Consider the following 15,434-nt stretch of genomic DNA (forward strand, 5'->3'; position numbering starts at 1 on the left):
CGAGTGTATGGGCCGCGCGTTACGCCGGGGTCGACAGCTGGTAGGTGCCGGTCGGCGGGTCGGCCTCGGCGGGCAGGAACAGCCGCTGGACGGCGGCCAGCACGCTGGAGGCCACCGTGGACCGCAGCCGGGCGTCCAGCAGCAGCTGGCGGTCGACCGGGTGCGACAGGTAGCCGCAGTCCAGCCGGATGGCCGGCATGCGGGTCAGCCGGAGCAGGTCCCAGGTCTTGGCGTGCGAGCCGCAGTCGAGCATGCCGGTGCGGGCGATCACCTCGCGCCGCAGCAGGTTGGCGAACTCCTCGCCGACCGTGGACGACGCCCCGGAGCCGGTGCCGTAGTAGTAGCTGGCCACCCCGCGGGCGTGCCGGGAGCCGTGCGCCTCCATGTGCAGGGAGACGAACAGGTCACCGCCGGCCGAGTTGGCGAACGCGGTGCGCTCGGCGAGCGACGGGCCGCCCCGGCGGCCCCGGGTCAGGTAGACCGTCGCGCCGGCCGCGGCGAGCCGGCCCTCGATGCGCGAGGCCAGGTCGAACACCAGGTCGGCCTCAGTGGTCTCGCCCGCGGTGAAACCGGTGTCGTCGCCGCCGTGGCCGGGGTCGATGACGATGACCCGGCCGATCAGGTGTGGACCGGACTCGACCAGCGACGCGCTCTGCCGCAGCAGCTGCGGCCGCCCCCCGGTGACCCGGCGGCCGAGCTGACGGAGGGCACGCAGGGTGCCGGGACCGCAGGTGCCGTCGACGGTGAGGCCGTAGTCGCGCTGGAACCCGCGCAGCCCCAGCTCGGTCTCGGCGCCGAGGATGCCGTCGGCCCGGCCGGCGTCGTAGCCCAGCTCCAGCAGACGCTCCTGCAGGTTGTGGACGTCGTCCCCGCGCATGGGCCGCTCGGGGTCGTAGCGCAGCAGCCGGTCCCCCAGCGTCCACCGCGCCTCGGTGAGGGCCCGGTAGGTCTCCTCGCCGACCCGACCGTCCACCGACAGCCCGCGGACCTGCTGGAAGTGCCGGACGGCGAGTGCCGTGGCCTCGTCGTAGACGTCGGCGCCGTTCGCGTCGTCGGTCAGCAGACCCAGACCGCGCAGGGCAGCCTGGACCTCCGCGACGGCGGGGCCGGCGCTGCCGGGTAGCAGGATCTGCACGCGGGGGACGCTCCCAGGGATAGGTGGTGCGGTGAGCACCGATTGTGGTCCCCGCACCACCGCAGGGCGAGCGCGGGTACCCCGGACGCACCGAACGGGGGCACGGGCGTCGCCGCCCGTGCCCCCGTTCGTGTCGTGCCGAGCTGGCGCTCGGCTCAGATGTAGTCGGCCAGGTCGGAGAGGATCGCGCCCTTGGGCTTGGCGCCGATGATGCTCTTCACCGGCTTGCCGCCCTGGAAGACCGTCATGGTCGGGATCGACATGACCTGGTAGTCGCGGGCGATCTGCGGGTTCTCGTCGATGTTGAGCTTGGCGATGGTGAGCTTGTCGCCGTGCTCGGTGGCGATCTCCTCCAGCACGGGGGCGACCATCTTGCACGGGCCGCACCACTCGGCCCAGAAGTCGACGAGCACGGGCTTCTCGCTGCCGAGCACGTCGGCGGCGAAGCTCTCGTCGGTGACCTTCACGGTGTTGCCTGCCATTGGGGACTCCTCTTGGTGGGTGGAACAGATGCCTGGAACGGCCTCGTCGCAGGGGCCCGCGACGTGCGGAGCGCGTCGTGGGGGGCGACGAGGTCCTTATCGCTCGTCGAAGGTGTCGGCGAGCCAGCGCTCGGCGTCGATCGCGGCCGCGGCGCCGGTGCCCGCGGACGTGATGGCCTGCCGGTAGATGTGGTCGACCACGTCGCCGCAGGCGAAGACGCCGTCGACGTTCGTGCGGGTGGTCGGGTGCTCGACCTGGATGTAGCCCTCGTCGTCCAGCTTGAGCTGACCGGCGAAGATCTCGCTCCGCGGGTCGTGGCCGATGGCCACGAACAACCCGGAGACGTCCATGGTCTCGGTGGACCCGGTGTCGGTGTCGGTCAGGGTGATCGACTCGACCTGGTTCTCGCCGTGCACGTCGGTGACCTGCTTGCCCAGCGCCCAGCGGATCTTCTCGTTGTCCTGGGCGCGCTTCTGCATGATCTTCGAGGCCCGCAGCTCGGGGCGGCGGTGCACCACGGTGACGCTCTTGGCGAACCGGGTGAGGAAGGTGGCCTCCTCCATCGCGGAGTCACCCCCGCCGACCACGACGATGTCCTGGTCGCGGAAGAAGAAGCCGTCGCAGGTGGCGCAGGCCGAGACGCCGTGGCCGAGCAGCCGGGCCTCGTTCTCCAGGCCCAGGTACCGGTACTTCGACCCGGTGGCCACGATGACCGCGTGCGCCAGGTGCACCTCGTCGCCGACCTTGACCACCTTGGGGGTCGCGGTCAGGTCGACCTCGGTGACGTCGCTGGGCACCAGCTCGGCGCCGAAGCGCTCGGCCTGGGCGCGCATGTCGTCCATCAGCTGCGGACCCTGGATGCCCTCGGGGAACCCGGGGAAGTTCTCGACCTCGGTGGTGGTCATGAGCGCCCCGCCGAACTGGGAGCCCTCGAACACCAGCGGGTGCAGGTTGGCCCGCGCGGCGTAGGTCGCGGCGGTGTAGCCGGCCGGGCCCGACCCGATGATGATCAGGTCGCGGACCGCATCGGTCTCGGCCGGGGGGATCTCGGGGGCCTCGGCGGTGGGGACCGTGAGGCCGGGGCTGGACTGGTCGTTCGTCACGGGCGGCACAACGACCAGCCTAGGGGTGGCATTCCCCCGCTGCCGCGGCTCAGCCGGCGGAGAGGGGGGAGACCTCGGCCACCGAGGCCGCGAAGCCGCCGTCGGCGGGGACCAGGCCGGTGACCCACACCAGCACGTAGCGGGTGGTCACCGGGGCCTCGAAGGAGAGGTCGTCGGTGCCGGTCAGCTCGCCCTGCGCACCCACGGCGTAGCTGTCCAGGTCGCCGTCGGCGCTGTCACCGGTGCGCACCTCGACGGTGGCGCCCGCGGTGCCGGTGACGGTCACCCCGGCCAGGGACTGCTCGGACCCGAGGTCGTACAGCACGCCCACGCCGGGCTTGAGGTTGCCGAAGTCGGCCGAGCCCCGGTAGTTGAGCGTGGTCCAGGCGGTGGACGGGTCGCCGTCGTAGGACAGCGGCACCTCGTCGTCGTTCTCGGGCTCGCCGTCGCCGAAGGGGTCGAAGACCTGGGCGGTGCTGACCTGCAGCGGGGTGCCGGCCGCGGTGCCGGTGTCGCCGCCGGACTCCTCGGCGGCCGACGACGACGCGCTGGGGGTGGAGCCCTGGACGTCGTCGACGCTGCTCGCCGCGGAGATGACGTTGTTGCCCAGCCACCACCCGGCGGCGATCACCATGGCCAGGGCCAGCAGGGGCAGGCCGACGACGACCAGCCTGCGGCGCCAGCTCGTGGTCGCGTGGTCCTGCTCGGGCTCGGCGGCGTCGTACTCGTCGTCGTAGCCGGAACCCCAGTCCAGCTCGTCGTCCTCGGCGGTGTCCTCGACCACCTGCGGCACCGGCGGGCGTTCGCGGTGGACGCGGGGCGCGGGCTCCTCCGCGCGCGCCGCGGGGTGGGCGGCCGCGGCGGCGTCCTCGGCGTCCCGGCGGTCGCGCAGCTTGCGCAGCCAGCCGCTCTCGGACTCGTCGCCGCGGACGGCGTGGTGCGGTTCGGTGTGGCCGGTGCGGGGCCGGTCGCCCAGCAGGGCGGCCATCGCGGCGACGCTGGACAGCGCGGTGCCCGGCTCGGTGGAGCGGGCCCGGCGAACCAGGGCGGCCAGGTCGGGCTGCACGATCACCGGCGGGGCCACACCGGGCTCGTCACCGCGCCGGCCGGTGAGGCACAGCTCGAGCAGCGCACCCAGGGCGGCGACGTCGCCCGGCACGGTGCCCTCGGCGGCCGGGACGGCGAGCAGGCCCACCAGCCCGCCGGCGCGCAGCACGACGTGGTCGGGGGTGAGCCCGCCCACCGCGAGCCCGACCCGGTGGGCCTCGGCGACGCCCTCGGCCAGCCGGCGGACGACGACGCGCGCCTCGCGCTCGGGCAGCGGCCCGGACTCCAGGCGCTCGGCCAGGGTCTGCCCGTCGATCCACTCGTTGACCACGTAGGCCGCGGGGCTGTCGTCGGGGGTGCCCTCGGCGGCGTCGTAGACCATCGACAGCGCCGGGGTGGCCAGGCCGCCGGCGGTCAGCGCGCGGGCGATCCAGCCGCGGGCCGCGGGGCCACCGGGGGTGTGCACGCGCAGCGCGACGTCCCGGTTGAGCACCCGGTCCCGGGCCCGCCAGGAGCGGATGACACCGGTGGCGGTCGGCTCGTCGGGGGCCAGCTGGTCGATCGGACGGTAGCGGTCGGGCAGGCCGGTGGTCGTCGACGTCACGGACGCTGCCGACCTCCTGGATCCCCTGCCGGCGCATCGCACGCCGGTCGCGGAGCCGCACCCGTCAGCGTCGTGCCCCACCCAGTCGTGACCGGACGGCGGCGAGCGGGCCCGAGACCTCCGGGACCTTCGCGAGCACGACGCCGATGACGACCACGACGCCGATGACCAGGCTACCGACCAGGAGGGTCAGGAGCGAACCGATCACGGAGGTTCCGCCCACACCCGGCACCAGGTGCACCACCCCCCAGCCCAGAGCCCCGGCGGCGACGGAGACCCCGAGCATCTTGAGCACCGGCCCGGCGGTGCCGCCGGTGCGGAGGGTGCCCAAGGTGCGTCGCAGCATGAGGTTGCCGACGATCCATCCCGTGACGTAGGTGAGCGAGGTGACCACCATCAGCCCGGCCACCACGTGCTCGGGCTCCACGACCACAGGCACGGCATACAGGAGGGGCACCCGCACCAGGACCATGGCCAGCTGGATCAGCGTGGGGGTACGGGCGTCCTTCATGGCGTAGAACACCCGCAGCTGGAGCAGGGTCACCGCCATCGGCAACAACCCGAAGGCACCGAGGGCGAGTGCGATGCCGATCTCGCGGGCCTCCGCCACGCCGGTCTGACCGTGGGCGAACGCGACGGTGGTGAGCGCCGGGGCGAGGACGGCCAGCAACGCGGTCACGGGGAGGAGGCCCACCGCGGACAGCCGCATGCCCAGCGACAGGTCGGCGGCCACGCCCGGGACGTCGTGCCGACTGGCGGCGCGGCTCATCCTCGGGACGAGGGCGGTCAGGAGGGCCACGCCGATGATCCCGTACGGCATCTGGAACAGCAGGCTCGCGCGGGCGAAGGCCGCCGGCCCCAGGCCCCCCTCGGCGAACGCGCCCTGGGCCACCCTGGTGGCCACGAGCACCCCGACCTGGCTGATGGCGACGTAGCCCAGCACCCACAGCCCGAGGCCACCCACCTCGCCCAGACCGGTGCCACGCATGCCCCACCGGGGACGCAGCGGGACCCCGACGCGGCGCAGCTGCGGGATCAGCACAGCGGCCTGGACGGCGATGCCCAGCGTGCTGCCGATGCCGAGGATCCAGACCTGGGTAGCCGTGATGGTCAGAGGGGTCAGCTCGCCGGGGCCGCCGGCGAGCACGAAGACCACGGCGGTGATCATGACCACGACGTTGTTGAGCACCGGGGCCCAGGCCGGCCAGCCGAACACCCCCCGGGCGTTCAGGATCGCCGAGGCGAGGGCACCGAGGCCGTAGAACACGATCTGCACCAGCAGGAGCCGAGCCAGCCAGTTGGCCAGCGGCACCTGCTCGGGATCGGTGATGGCGTAGGCGCGGGTGAGCAGCGGCGCAGCGAGCACGGCCACGACGGTGAGGACCGTGAGCCCGACCATGGCCAGCGTGGTCAGCCGCTGGGCGTAGCCGACCCCGCCGTCCCGGTCCCGCTCCTGTGCGTGCACGAGCAGCGGGACGACGACGGAGGTGAGCACGCCCCCCAGCAGCAGCTCGTAGACGATGTTGGGCAGGGTGTTCGTGACGTCGTAGGCGTTGCCGACCAGCCCCACGCCCAGGGCGGCGGTCAGGGCGACCGTGCGCAGGAAGCCGGTGATGCGGGAGACCAGGCTCGCGACCGCCATCGTGCCGGCGGCGCGCAGGATGCCGCGGCTGCCGCCCGGGGTGCCCTCGCGGGCCTCGACGGTGCCGGTGTCCTCGTCGTCGTCCGCGCGGGTCGGGACCGGGGGCAGCACCGGGATGACCTGGGTGTCGTCCGGGCCCGGCACGAACCGTGCCCGGAAGGACACCTGCTCCCCGGACCGGGTGCGTGGTCCGGAGACCGGGGGCACGGTCGGCTGCTGCGGTGCGCGTGCGGGCGGCTGCGGGACCGGCGGTGCGGGAGCCGGCCGGACCGGCGGCGCCAGGGCCGACCTCAGCGGGCTGACCCGGGTGCTGGGCGACCGGCCCGTGCCGTCGGTCGGGGGTCGCGTGCGCCGCTGCTGCGGGAACGCCGGGTCGTCGGTGGTCGGGTGACCGGCCAGCGCGCTGGCCGAGGGGGCAGCCAGCGGCGGCGGGACGGCGCCGTACGGCGCCGGCGGCAGCGGTCGGGACGCCGGGCGCGACGGACGGGCGGCCTGCTGCTCGCCGCTGCGCCGCTCGGCCTCGGCGCGCTCGACGATCTCGGCCACCGTGGGGCCCTCTCCGGAGTGGGGGGCCGACGAACCGTCGGGCCGGTGGTTGCCGCCGCTCACACCGGGCTCCGGGTGGGCGGCGCGGGACGGGTGCCGGTCGCGTCGTCGCCTGCGGGCGCGAGGACGTCGTCCTCGGCCGGGTGGGGCTCACCGCGCCGGCGGCGGAGCACGAACAGCACCAGCCGGCGCAGGAACAGCAGGCCCAGCAGGGCGGCCGCGCCGACGGTGATGACCAGCGTGATGGGCCCGTAGGCGGTGCTGGCAACCCGCAGTTCGACCTCGGTGCCCAGCTGCCCCCCGGCCGGGGTGGCCAGCCGGGCGACGACGGTGAAGCTGCCCGACTGCCGGACCGACGTCGGCACGGTGACCACGGTGCGGCTCTCGGGCTCGAGCCGCTGGGCGGCCACCGGGTCGGCCTGGAACCCGACGCCGCTGCGGGTCTGCAGGTCGAGGCTGACGGTGACGGCGAAGGGCAGGTCGTTGCGGACGGTGAGCACCAGCGGGGCGTCGCTGGAGGCCAGGCTGTAGGTGCCGTCGGCGGGCGCGACGAGGCCCACCCGGTCGCGCAGCCCGGTCAGGGTCTGCTGCAGGTCGGCGGTGCGGGTCGCGAAGCCGTCCGGGTCGCCGCGCCAGGCAGCGGAGGACGCCCGGGCGACGGCGGCGTCGTAGCCGGCCAGCACCGTGCCGGGGTCGTCGACGGCTGCGGCGAAGTCGTCGCGGACGGCGACCGCCCCCGCGATGGCGGCCAGGCCGGCGCCGGACAGCTGCGCTCCGTCGGTCGGGGTCACCAGGGCCCCGGCGTCGGCCACCGGCCCGCGGGCGAGGTCGTCGACCGAGACCGCAGCCAGCCACGACTGGTCCGCGGTGTCGGCCATCATGGCGGTGGCCCAGCTGGGGTCGCTCTCCACCTCGCGCGGCGGCACCACCAGCACGGTCTGGGCCACCGCGGGGTCGACGGCGGCCAGCTGGCTGGTGAGGACGCCGAGCTCGGCCAGGTACCGCTGCTCGGCGATCCGGGCACCCCCCGCGGTGGTGTCGGCGGCGGCGACGACATCGCCGAGGGCGGAGTCGGCCACCACGGTGGTCAGCTGGCCGTCCGGGGTGCTCACCGGCACCTGCGCGGCGGCGGCCCGCCCGGTGCGGCCGACCGCTGCCCCGGCGTCGGCGTAGGCGTCCTGGGCCAGGACGAGCTCGTCGACCCCGCCGGCCATCAGCGTCGCCACGGTATCGGAGCGCACCGCCCCACCGGCCGGCCAGGCGACGTCGGTGCGCGGTGCGACGTCCAGCGCCTCGGCGAGGATCCGGGCCCCGGCGCCCTCGTCGGCCCCGTCGTCGGACACGCTGCTCGGCGCCGCGGTGGGGGTGGTCACCGGGTCGCCCGACGCGTCCACCGGCTGGGCGGCGGTGCCCGCGGGGGTGCCGGGCAACGAGCGGGTGACCACGGCCGGCAGCCCGACCGACTGCAGGGCGTCGGCGTCCACGTCGGCGTAGGGCAGCGCGATGACCGGGTGCACCCCGGCGAGCGCCCGGAGACGCTCCAACCAGTCGGCGGCCGCCGTCACGCCCTGACCGGTCGCGCCGGCCACGGTGTAGCCGGCCGCCATCGCGGTGACCTCCTCGACCAGCGCCGGGTCGACCGCGAGGGTCACCGGTACGTCGCGGCCGCCGTCGGGGAGGTCCTCCAGCACGTCCAGCGCCCGGTCCAACCGCCCGTCGGCCGAGATCTCGGTGGCCAGGTCGTCGTCGACGAAGGCGCCCGCGGCGTCCCGGTGCGGGCGCTCGGTCAGCGGCCACAGCCACGCCACCGACGTCCTGCTGGTAATCCCGGTCGTGGTGGCGAAGGAGACCAGGTAGGTGGACAGCTCGCCGACCCGCTCGACCAGGCCGTCACGGGTGCCGTTGACGTTGATGAGCACGGGGTAGACGCCGTCCTGGGTGATGCCCAGCTCCGCGGCGGTGGCGGTGTACTCCAGCGGGATCGAGTCGCCGGGCTCCAGCACGCCGTTCTGCGCGTTGAAGGGGGCCTGGGCGGCGTCGCCGGACGACGGGCTGGCCGCGTCGTCGGTCAGCTCCTGCCGGCTGGTCAGCCGGTCGCCCCGCTGCAGGCGGACGGTGACGTCGGTGATCGTGTCGTCCCCGTCGTTGGTGAGCGTCCCCACGACCCGGATCGTGCTGTCCGGGGTGACGGTGCGCGGTTCCAGGGTCGTGACGGTGACCTGGACCGGACCGGTCGCGGCGGTGTCCCCGGGAGCGGCCCACGCCGTGCCGACCGGCACCAGCAGGGCGCCCAGCAGGACGACGAGCACGACGGCCCACGGCGGGGCGGGGGTCACGGGGCGGCCGGCGCCGCCGGCGGCCCGCCGACTCACGCGCTGTCGGCCAGCAGGCCGGGGGCGCGCTCGACCAGGGCCCGTTCGTCGGCGTAGGCCAACCGGGCCGACAGCTCGGCCAACGGCACCCAGGCCACCTCGGTGACCTCGACGTCCTCGTCGGAGAGCTCGCCGCCGGTGGCCCGCAGCAGGAAGTGGTGCACGGTCTTGTGCACGCGTCGGCCGTCGGCGACGAACCAGAAGTCGATGATGCCCAGCGGGGCGACGATCTCCCCGCGGATGCCGGTCTCCTCGGCGACCTCGCGGACCGCGGTGTCCTCGGGGGTCTCGCCGGCCTCGATGTGGCCCTTCGGGAGCGACCAGAGCAGGCGGCCGCGGCGGTCGGTGCGACCGATGAGCGCAGCGCGGGGACCGGTGCCGTCGTCGTCGGCGACCACCAGGCCACCGGCCGAGGTCTCGTCGACCCGGCGCAGACGTCGGCCCGGGCGCCGTCGTCCGCCCGTCGGAGCCATGCCTGCAGGGTAGCGCGACCGACGTCGGTAGCCTGGGCGGTCGTGTCCGAGCAGCCCCCGCGTCCCGCGCCCGAGCCGGTCCCCGAGGCCGTGCAGCAGACCGTCCGGGACCTGGTCGACCTGACCCCGGTGCTGGGCCTGGTGGGCGACCGGTTCACCGCGGCCGGGCACGAGGTGCACCTCGTCGGCGGCTCGGTCCGCGACGCGCTGCTGGCGGCCGGGTCGGGGTCGACCCGCATCGGCGACCTGGACCTGACCACGTCGGCCACCCCGGAGCAGACCCTCGCCGTCCTCGAGGGGCTGGCGGGTTCCACGTGGAACACCGGGATCGCCTTCGGCACGGTCGGGGCCGAGGTCCGCGGTGAGCGGCTGGAGATCACCACCTACCGGGCCGACCGCTACGACCGCGAGTCCCGCAACCCGTCGGTGGCCTGGGGGTCGTCGTTGCTGGACGACCTCGCGCGCCGCGACTTCACGGTGAACGCCATGGCCGTGTCGCTGGGGCCCGACCGCACCGTCACCGATCCCTTCGGCGGCCTCGGCGACCTGCTGGCCGGCCGGCTCCGCACCCCGGGCCGGGCCGAGGACTCCTTCGCCGACGACCCGCTGCGGATGCTGCGCGCCGTCCGGTTCGTCGCGCAGCTGGGCCTCGCGCCCTCCCCCGAGGTGGTCGGGGCCATGACGGCGCTGGCCCCCGAGCTGGGGCGGATCACCGCCGAGCGCGTGCAGCAGGAGTTCTCCCGCACGCTGCTCAACCCCGCCCCCCGCGCCGCGCTCGAGCTGTTCGTGTCGACCGGGCTGGCCGACGTCGTCCTGCCCGAGCTCGCCGCGCTCCGCATGGAGATCGACGAGCACCACCAGCACAAGGACGTCTACGGCCACTCCCTGACCGTGCTGGACCAGGCCATCGCGCTGGAGGAGCCGGGCTCGCCGCCGGACCTCGTGCTGCGGTTGGCGGCGCTGCTGCACGACATCGGCAAGCCGGCCACCCGCCGGCACGAGGACCGCGGCCGGGTCTCCTTCCACCACCACGAGGTGGTCGGCGCGAAGCTCGTGCGCAAGCGGTTGCAGGCGCTGAAGTACTCGAAGGAGGTCGTGGAGCAGGTCTCGCGGCTGACCTTCCTGCACCTGCGGTTCCACGGCTACGGCTCGGGCGAGTGGACCGACTCCGCCGTCCGCCGGTACGTGACCGATGCCGGTGACCTGCTGGAGCGGCTGCACAAGCTGGTGCGCTCGGACTCCACCACCCGCAACAAGCGGCGCGCGGCGGCGCTGTCGGCGACCTACGATTCGCTCGAGCGCCGGATCGCCGAGCTGTCCGCCGCCGAGGACCTCGCCCGGGTGCGGCCGGACCTGGACGGCAACCGGATCATGGAGCTGCTGCAGATCTCGCCGGGCCCCGAGGTCGGTGCGGCGTGGCGCTTCCTCAAGGAGCTGCGCCTGGAGCGCGGACCGGTCGACCCGGAGGTCGCCGAGGCCGAGCTCCTCACCTGGTGGAACGCCCGCCCCTAGCCGGGTGTGGAGTCGCTGCGCATCGTTCTCCGAGCCCTGCGACTCCACCAGCTGGAGGTGGCGATCGCCTGGGGTGGGGAGTCGGCCAGGTCGTCGCACACCAGCGCCCTGCACGTGCACCGCGCGCGGGTGGAGCTGCCCCGGTCGGCGGTGCGGGTCGCGGGGGTGCGGGGCCACTACGCCACCCCGGAGGACGGCGGCCTCGAGCAGATCACGGTGCCGCGCGGGCGACACCTGTCCGGCAGGCCGACCTGGTCCGGCAGAACGCCGTCGTCGGCGCGGGCCTGCGACTGCTGCGGTTCCCCGTACCCCGCCTCCGTCGGGAGCAGGCCGCGTGCGGACGGGAGCTACGCCGGGCCCTGGGCCTCTGATGGAGTCGCCGAGCTTCGTCCTCCGAGCCCTGCGACTCCGTTGGCGATCGCGGCCGTGAGGTAGAGGACGGCGACGACGACGAGAGCCGGCACGCTGGTCCCCGAGCTGGGCAGCAGCAGGGCGGCGACCACGACCGCCGCCACGAAGGTGACGTTGAACAGGGTGTCGTAGACGGAGAAGACCCGGCCCCGGAAGTCGTCGTGCACGACCTCCTGCAGGGTGCTGTCCACGCAGATCTTCACCGCCTGGCCGACGAAGCCCAGCACGAAGCCGGCGGCCACGATCGTCGGCGGGCTGAAGGGCAGGCCGAGACCGAGCTGCCCCACCGCGCCGAGCAGCAGCACGGCCGTCGTCCAGCGGTTCTTGCCCCAGCGCCGGACGGCCGGCGGGGTGGCCGCGGCGGCCAGCAGGGTGCCCAGGGCACCGGCGGCCAGCACCTGGGCCAGCCCCGGCAGACCGACCGGGAACCACCCGACGGGCTGCAACGAGTTCCGGTAGAGCAGCAGCGTCAGCAGGGTGAGCAGGCCGAAGCAGACCCGCTGGACCGCCATCACGCCCAGGACCCAGGTGGCGGCCCGGGAGGCCAGCACGTGCCGGGCGCCGGCCACCATGCCGTGCAGCACGTCCCGTGCGGACACCGTGGCCGCCCGGGAGGTGTGGTCGGGCCCGAGGTGGGGCCGGGCGAACCCCGAGACGACGGCCGCGCCCAGCAGGTAGGCGGGGGCCGAGCAGAGCGCGAGCAGCGCGTACCCGCCGTCCGTGCCGCCCAGCAGCGACTGCACCCCGATCGCCACGCCCCCGCCCAGCACCCCGGACACCGCGCCGGCGGTGGTGGTCAGCGCGTTGGCCGGCACCAGCTGGGGTCGGTCGCAGGTGTGCGGCAGCCCCGCCGACAACGCCGACAGCACGAACCGGTTGACCGAGAACACCGCCAACCCGGCCAGGTAGAACAGCGGGCCGCTCACCCCCCACCAGGTCAGCGCGGCCACCAGGCCGACCAGTCCGGCGCGGACGCAGTTGGCGACCACCAGCACCTGGCGTCGGCTCCACCGGTCCAGCCACACGCCGGCGAAGGGGCCGACCAGGGAGTAGGGCACCAGCAGGATCGCGAACCCGGCGGCGACGTCGACCGGGTCGGCGGCCCGTTGCGGGTTGAACAGCACCGTGCCGGCCAGCGCGGCCTGGAACACGCCGTCGCCGAACTGGGAGGCCAGCCGGGTCAGCAGCAGCCGCCGGAAGTCGGCCCGGCCCAGCAGGCGGCGCGCAGTCGCCCCCCGTCCGGATGCCCGGACCTGCCCTGCCACACCCGCACCCTACGGCCGGGTCCGTCCTCGGCAGCGGCGCCCGGGAGCCCCCTGCCGGGCCCGACCTGGGGCACACTGGACCCGATGAACGCGGTCCCCCCGTCGCCAGACCCGGACCGCCGGCCCACCGCCTCACCCGCGGGCCGGCGGCCCCGCGGGGAGCTGCCCCGGTTGACCCTCGGGGGGCTGGACGACGTCCGGCCCGGCTGCCTGCTGGTGGCGATGCCGATGCTGGTGGACCCCAACTTCGCCGGCACCGTCGTCTACGTGGTCGACCACTCGGCCACCGGCACCGTCGGGGTGGTGCTCAACCGGCCCAGCGAGGTGCGCATCGCCGACGTGCTGCCGGTGTGGGCCGACCTGGCCGTCGACCCCGGGGTCTTCCACGTCGGCGGCCCCTGCGAGAGCGAGACGGCGCTGTGCCTGGCGGTCACCTCGGGCGGTGCACCCGGGCTGCAGCTGGTCGGCGACGACGTCCACCTCGTCGACCTGGACCACGACCCCGACGAGCTGCGCGGGGCCGTCCACGGGTTGCGGGTGTTCGCCGGGTACGCGGGCTGGTCACCGGGGCAGCTCGGCGGCGAGCTGGTCGAGGGGGCCTGGGCCTGCGTGCCGGGCCGGGCCGACGACGTCCTGGCGCAGGACGGCGAGGCGCAGCTGTGGCAGCGGGTGCTGCGGCGGCAGACCGGTGCACGCGGTGTGCTCAGCACCGCGACCCCGGACCCGACCCAGAACTGACGGGCCCACGTGCCCCAGGGGTCTCGCACAGGAGGTGCGGGTCTGGCAGACTGAGGGCTGCGGGAGGGACGGTCTGGGGAAGAGACCGTCCCTCCCGTTCCAGTTGATGAGCCCCGGTCCGGTCGCACGGCTGCGTCGCAGGGACCCGGTGCGTGCGGAGCACGTGCCGGGGGGCGACGTGGTCCTTCTAGAAGCCCAGTTGGGCGGCGACCTGGGGGTAGTCGGCCACGAGCGCGGTGTCGGCGTCGGCGGGCAGCGTGATGGTCCGGGGTCCGTGGTCGGCCAGGGTGATCGTCACGTCGAAGCTCTGGTCGGGCAGCCGCGTCGTGTACTGCAGCAGCAACTGGTCCTCGGCCGAGACGACCACCGTGGCACCGGTGCCGGTCCGGTACGCCGCACCCAGCTGGCCGTTGACCGACCGCTGGCCCTGCCAGGTGTACCCGCGCTCGGTGAAGGCGCGGGGGTCGTCGTCGGCGCGCTGGGAGAGGTTGGGCACCAGCTGCACCAGGACGTCGACCAGCGACGCCGTGCCGTCGGCCTGGGTGCTGGAGATCGGCCGGCGCAGGTAGGTGGTGTCCGGCCGACCGGCGGCGGCCATCGCGTCGGTGAGGCCGGGGACGTCGCCGTACCAGAGGTCGGCGGTGGTGAAGAACAGGGTGCGTGAGTCGTCGGGCTGCCCGTTGCCGAAGGTGGTGACCGCCTGCGCGCTGCCGATCCCGCCCTGGAAGTCGATCTCCCCGGTCAGGGTCAGGACGGCGCTCTCGGCGTAGGGGGCGGTGACGGTGAAGTCGGCGCCGCCCTCGGTGTAGTCGCGGTGCAGCAGCCCGGCCAGGGTGTCGGCCTCGGCGTCGGTGATCGGGTCGCCCGGGGTGCGGGTGTCCGCGGAGCCGCCGCTGCAGCCGGTGAGCAGCCCCAAGACGAGGGCGAGCAGGACGGCGAGCAGGCGGGACGAGGATCGGGCCGGCATGCCACCACGCTAGCGGCGGCACACCGGCCCGTCCCTCAGCGCTCGACGGTGCCGGCGATGAAGGCCTCGACCGCGTCGCGGGCCTCGGAGTCGCTGTACTGCTCCGGCGGGCTCTTCATGAAGTACGACGACGCCGACAGGATCGGGCCGCCGATGCCCCGGTCCAGGGCGATCTTCGCGGCGCGGACGGCGTCGATGATGATGCCGGCCGAGTTCGGGGAGTCCCAGACCTCGAGCTTGTACTCGAGGTTCAGCGGGACGTCGCCGAACGCGCGACCCTCGAGGCGGACGTAGGCCCACTTGCGGTCCGAGAGCCACGGCACGTGGTCCGACGGGCCGATGTGCACGTTGCCCTTGCCCATGTCGCGGTCGACCTGGCTGGTCACCGACTGGGTCTTGGAGATCTTCTTGGACTCCAGGCGCTCGCGCTCGAGCATGTTCTTGAAGTCCATGTTGCCGCCGACGTTGAGCTGCATGGTGCGGTCCAGCTGCACGCCGCGGTCCTCGAAGAGCTTGGCCAGCACGCGGTGGGTGATGGTGGCGCCGACCTGGCTCTTGATGTCGTCGCCGACGATCGGCACCCCGGCGTCGGTGAACTTCTGCGCCCACGCGGGGGTGCCGGCGATGAAGACGGGCAGCGCGTTGACGAAGGCGACCTTCGCGTCGATGGCGGCCTGGGCGTAGAACTCCGCGGCCTCCTGGGAGCCCACGGGCAGGTAGCAGACCAGGACGTCGGCGCCGGACTCGCGCAGCGCGGTGACCATGTCGACCGGCTGCTCGTCGGACTCCTCGACGATCTCGCGGTAGTACTTGCCCAGGCCGTCGAGGGTGTGGCCGCGCTGCACGGTCACGCCCAGCGGCGGGACGTCGGCGATGGTGATGGTGTTGTTCTCGCTGGCCACGATGGCCTCGGACAGGTCGCGGCCGACCTTCTTGGCGTCGACGTCGAACGCGGCGACGAACTGGACGTCGGAGACGTGGTAGTCGCCGAACCGGACGTGCATCAGGCCCGGCACGGACTTCGTGTCGTCGGCGTCCTTGTAGTACTCGACGCCCTGCACCAGCGACGCCGCGCAGTTGCCGACGCCGACGATGGCGACCTTGACCGATCCCATGGGTCCTCCTCGTGCCGCGAC

12 protein-coding genes are annotated in these 15,434 nt (G+C 74.4%); 2 read left to right on the forward strand and 10 right to left on the reverse strand.

Going from position 1 to position 15,434, the window contains the following annotated elements; genetic code table 11:
• Positions 1-19 precede the first annotated feature (19 nt).
• From BLS67_RS17660 to BLS67_RS17690, 7 genes are all read right to left on the reverse strand, one after another.
• The gene (locus tag BLS67_RS17660) at positions 20-1,135 is read right to left on the reverse strand and encodes an N-acetylmuramoyl-L-alanine amidase (RefSeq protein ID WP_091247590.1); all 1,116 of its coding nucleotides are present in this window, start codon (positions 1,133-1,135) and stop codon (positions 20-22) included.
• Between the two features lie 155 nt (positions 1,136-1,290).
• Positions 1,291-1,647: a thioredoxin gene (gene trxA, locus BLS67_RS17665; protein ID WP_423221513.1), complete on the reverse strand. Its 357-nt coding sequence runs from the start codon at positions 1,645-1,647 to the stop codon at positions 1,291-1,293.
• Between the two features lie 66 nt (positions 1,648-1,713).
• Entirely contained in the window at positions 1,714-2,730 is a 1,017-nt protein-coding gene (gene trxB / locus BLS67_RS17670; protein WP_207500704.1) for a thioredoxin-disulfide reductase, read from the reverse strand.
• Between the two features lie 40 nt (positions 2,731-2,770).
• Positions 2,771-4,372, reverse strand: coding sequence for a protein kinase family protein (locus tag BLS67_RS17675; protein ID WP_091247595.1), 1,602 nt, complete (start codon positions 4,370-4,372; stop codon positions 2,771-2,773).
• A 64-nt stretch (positions 4,373-4,436) separates the two neighbouring features.
• Positions 4,437-6,560, reverse strand: a complete 2,124-nt coding sequence (gene murJ / locus BLS67_RS17680) for a murein biosynthesis integral membrane protein MurJ (RefSeq protein ID WP_242654166.1) — start codon at positions 6,558-6,560, stop codon at positions 4,437-4,439.
• A 59-nt stretch (positions 6,561-6,619) separates the two neighbouring features.
• Positions 6,620-8,932: a DUF6049 family protein gene (locus tag BLS67_RS17685; RefSeq protein WP_091247597.1), complete on the reverse strand. Its 2,313-nt coding sequence runs from the start codon at positions 8,930-8,932 to the stop codon at positions 6,620-6,622.
• Positions 8,929-9,405: an NUDIX hydrolase gene (locus BLS67_RS17690; RefSeq protein WP_091247598.1), complete on the reverse strand. Its 477-nt coding sequence runs from the start codon at positions 9,403-9,405 to the stop codon at positions 8,929-8,931. Before BLS67_RS17690 ends, BLS67_RS17685 begins: the two co-directional genes overlap by 4 nt.
• Positions 9,406-9,447: 42 nt before the next feature.
• Here BLS67_RS17690 and BLS67_RS17695 point away from each other — a divergent pair, with 42 nt between their 5' ends.
• On the forward strand, positions 9,448-10,917 hold the full coding sequence (locus BLS67_RS17695) for a CCA tRNA nucleotidyltransferase (RefSeq protein WP_207500705.1): 1,470 nt from the start codon (positions 9,448-9,450) through the stop codon (positions 10,915-10,917).
• Positions 10,918-11,264: 347 nt separating this feature from the next.
• Here BLS67_RS17695 and BLS67_RS17700 read toward each other — a convergent pair whose 3' ends face one another.
• Positions 11,265-12,593, reverse strand: coding sequence for an MFS transporter (locus BLS67_RS17700; protein ID WP_242654167.1), 1,329 nt, complete (start codon positions 12,591-12,593; stop codon positions 11,265-11,267).
• Positions 12,594-12,677: 84 nt separating this feature from the next.
• Here BLS67_RS17700 and BLS67_RS17705 point away from each other — a divergent pair, with 84 nt between their 5' ends.
• Positions 12,678-13,331, forward strand: coding sequence for a YqgE/AlgH family protein (locus BLS67_RS17705; RefSeq protein WP_091247600.1), 654 nt, complete (start codon positions 12,678-12,680; stop codon positions 13,329-13,331).
• Positions 13,332-13,518: 187 nt separating this feature from the next.
• Here the strand turns inward: BLS67_RS17705 and BLS67_RS17710 are convergent, their stop codons facing one another.
• Entirely contained in the window at positions 13,519-14,298 is a 780-nt protein-coding gene (locus BLS67_RS17710; RefSeq protein WP_091247602.1) for a hypothetical protein, read from the reverse strand.
• Positions 14,299-14,333: 35 nt separating this feature from the next.
• Positions 14,334-15,413 (reverse strand): inositol-3-phosphate synthase, encoded by a 1,080-nt coding sequence (locus tag BLS67_RS17715; RefSeq protein ID WP_091247604.1) that lies wholly within the window; start codon positions 15,411-15,413, stop codon positions 14,334-14,336.
• Positions 15,414-15,434: the final 21 nt, after the last annotated feature.

This window comes from Klenkia soli, assembly GCF_900103975.1.
In the GTDB taxonomy this organism is placed as follows: Bacteria; Actinomycetota; Actinomycetes; order Mycobacteriales; family Geodermatophilaceae; genus Klenkia; species Klenkia soli.

What these genes read in the sequence shown, in the direction of transcription:
- BLS67_RS17690 (WP_091247598.1), bottom strand. Translation starts at nt 9,405, where the DNA reads ATGGCTCCGACGGGCGGACGACGGCGCCCGGGCCGACGTCTGCGCCGG.
- BLS67_RS17705 (WP_091247600.1), top strand. Translation starts at nt 12,678, where the DNA reads ATGAACGCGGTCCCCCCGTCGCCAGACCCGGACCGCCGGCCCACCGCC.
- BLS67_RS17710 (WP_091247602.1), bottom strand. Translation starts at nt 14,298, where the DNA reads ATGCCGGCCCGATCCTCGTCCCGCCTGCTCGCCGTCCTGCTCGCCCTC.
- BLS67_RS17715 (WP_091247604.1), bottom strand. Translation starts at nt 15,413, where the DNA reads ATGGGATCGGTCAAGGTCGCCATCGTCGGCGTCGGCAACTGCGCGGCG.